At 49.3% G+C, this 1,849-nt stretch carries 4 protein-coding genes; 3 read left to right on the forward strand and 1 reads right to left on the reverse strand.

Annotated elements, in window-relative coordinates; translation table 11 throughout:
• Positions 1–148 precede the first annotated feature (148 nt).
• The 3 genes from AC1WIP_RS15410 to AC1WIP_RS15420 all read left to right on the forward strand — a co-directional run bounded on the left by AC1WIP_RS15410 (position 149) and on the right by AC1WIP_RS15420 (position 1,376).
• On the forward strand, positions 149–289 hold the full coding sequence (locus AC1WIP_RS15410; RefSeq protein ID WP_481142656.1) for a FeoB-associated Cys-rich membrane protein: 141 nt from the start codon (positions 149–151) through the stop codon (positions 287–289).
• 28 nt (positions 290–317) lie between these two features.
• A complete protein-coding gene (locus AC1WIP_RS15415; RefSeq protein WP_481142659.1) occupies positions 318–737 on the forward strand; it encodes a transcriptional repressor in 420 nt (139 codons plus the stop codon).
• Between the two features lie 141 nt (positions 738–878).
• Positions 879–1,376, forward strand: a complete 498-nt coding sequence (locus AC1WIP_RS15420) for a phosphohydrolase (protein WP_481142657.1) — start codon at positions 879–881, stop codon at positions 1,374–1,376.
• A 1-nt stretch (position 1,377) separates the two neighbouring features.
• Here the strand turns inward: AC1WIP_RS15420 and AC1WIP_RS15425 are convergent.
• On the reverse strand, positions 1,378–1,849 hold a 472-nt coding region (locus AC1WIP_RS15425; RefSeq protein ID WP_481142658.1), incomplete at its 5' end, for a thiamine pyrophosphate-dependent enzyme.

The following is a 1,849-nucleotide window of genomic DNA, read 5'->3' on the forward strand; positions in this document are numbered from 1 at the left end:
GAGCATCTGCCTTACAAGCAGAGGGTCATAGGTTCGAGCCCTATAGGCCCCATTTTTTTGCCCATAGGTTATTGACAACTAATGAAAGTTAGTATATACTAACCTCGAAAATGAAAATCAGTTTCATTAGTTATAAAGGAGGCAGCATATGGGTACATTGATTGTTTTGGCGGTTTTGGCTGTGGCAGTAGCCCTGATTGTCAGAAGCATGGTAAAAGATAAAAAGAACGGCAAATCCATACAGTGCGGCGGTGACTGCAGGCACTGCGGAGGGCATTGTGGACATTAGGACAGAGTCAGGCCGCCGGGTAACACAAATGCAGAAGGACAGGATACTTTCCAGATTGAGAGAGAAGGGATGCAGGATCACAAGACAGCGCCTGCATCTGATTGACATCATACTGGAAAACGAATGCTCCAGCTGTAAGGAGATTTTTTATAAGGCGCTGGAACAGGACAATACTCTGGGTGTGGCGACGGTTTACCGCATGGTAAATCTGCTGGAGGAGATCGGAGCCATCAGCCGGAAGAACATGTATAAGGTGGCCTGCTCTGAAAATTGTATGATGGAGGATGCGTGTACGATTATGCTGGATGATGGCACGGTTTATCAGCTCTCCGCAAGAAGCTGGAACAGCGTAATCAGGGAAGGACTGAGGTCTTGCGGCTATCTGGAGGGACAGAAGGTGGCTTCCGTATCTATAAGACCTTGTGAATGTGAAAAACAGGAATGCTGACCATGGCATAATTTTGTATCTGCCTGTGGCGGAAATTGAAGATAACTTTTGATGAGATACAAAATAATGAAGCGGTAAAAACTTATATTCGGAGAGCGGATGAATCGTTAATTGCACTGGGATATACGAAGCACAGCTCATGTGAAGAAGGTGGCCTGGCTTGCCAGGATTGCAGGCTGTCTCCATGATCTCGGCAATGTGGCGAACCGGATTGATCATGCCCAGTCGGGAGCGGTCATGGCCTTTCGTATTCTGGACAAAATGGGAGCGGACCCGGAGGACATCGCCACCATAGTAACTGCCATTGGAAATCATGACGAATCTACGGCTTTTCCTGTCAATTTCGTTGCGGCGGCGCTGATTCTGGCGGATAAGACGGACGTGCGATATACCCGGGTGCGGAATCGGGATTTCGCCAGCTTTGATATTCATGACAGGGTAAATTATTCTGTAAAGAAAAGCGAAGTCCACATAGAGAAGGATTCTCATATTGAACTTCGCCTGGAGATAGATACAGAAATGTGTGCAGTCATGGACTATTTTGAAATTTTTTTGAACCGCATGATTCTGTGCAGAAAGGCGGCAGAGCGGCTGGGGCTGGGATTCTGGCTGTGGATTAACGGACAACGCCTGATATAGGTCAGGGAGCCATCAGGGTCTCCAGCTTTTTCAGGTATTGGAACTGTTCCTTTGCCTGACGGGAGGCCTCTGCAAAGAGCTTGTGGGCCTGCATAGGATGCTGGCGTTTCAGCACGTCATAGCGGATTTCTCCCTCCAGAAAGGTCTCATAGTCCAGTACGGGCTCCTTACTGTCCAGCACAAAAGGATTTTTTCCCTGTTCTTTCAGGGAAGGATTATAGCGGAAGAGGTGGAAGTAACCTGCCTCCACCGCTTTTTTTTCTTCCTGCTGAGAGCTTCCCATGCCGGCCCGGATGCCGTGGGCGATGCAGGTTGCGTAGGCGATGACCAGAGAGGGACCCGGATAGGCTGCGGCCTCGCAGATGGTTTTTACTGTATGGCTGTAATCTGCGCCCATGGCGGTCTGGGCCACATACACGTTGCCGTAGGTCATAGCCATGGCGGCCAGATCCTTTTTGCGGGTGGATTTGCCT

The organism is Acetatifactor sp., from assembly GCF_982438285.1.

Excerpts from the sequence above, each read along its gene's own strand:
- AC1WIP_RS15415 (WP_481142659.1), top strand. The coding sequence starts at position 318 with ATGCAGAAGGACAGGATACTTTCCAGATTGAGAGAGAAGGGATGCAGG.
- AC1WIP_RS15410 (WP_481142656.1), top strand. The coding sequence starts at position 149 with ATGGGTACATTGATTGTTTTGGCGGTTTTGGCTGTGGCAGTAGCCCTG.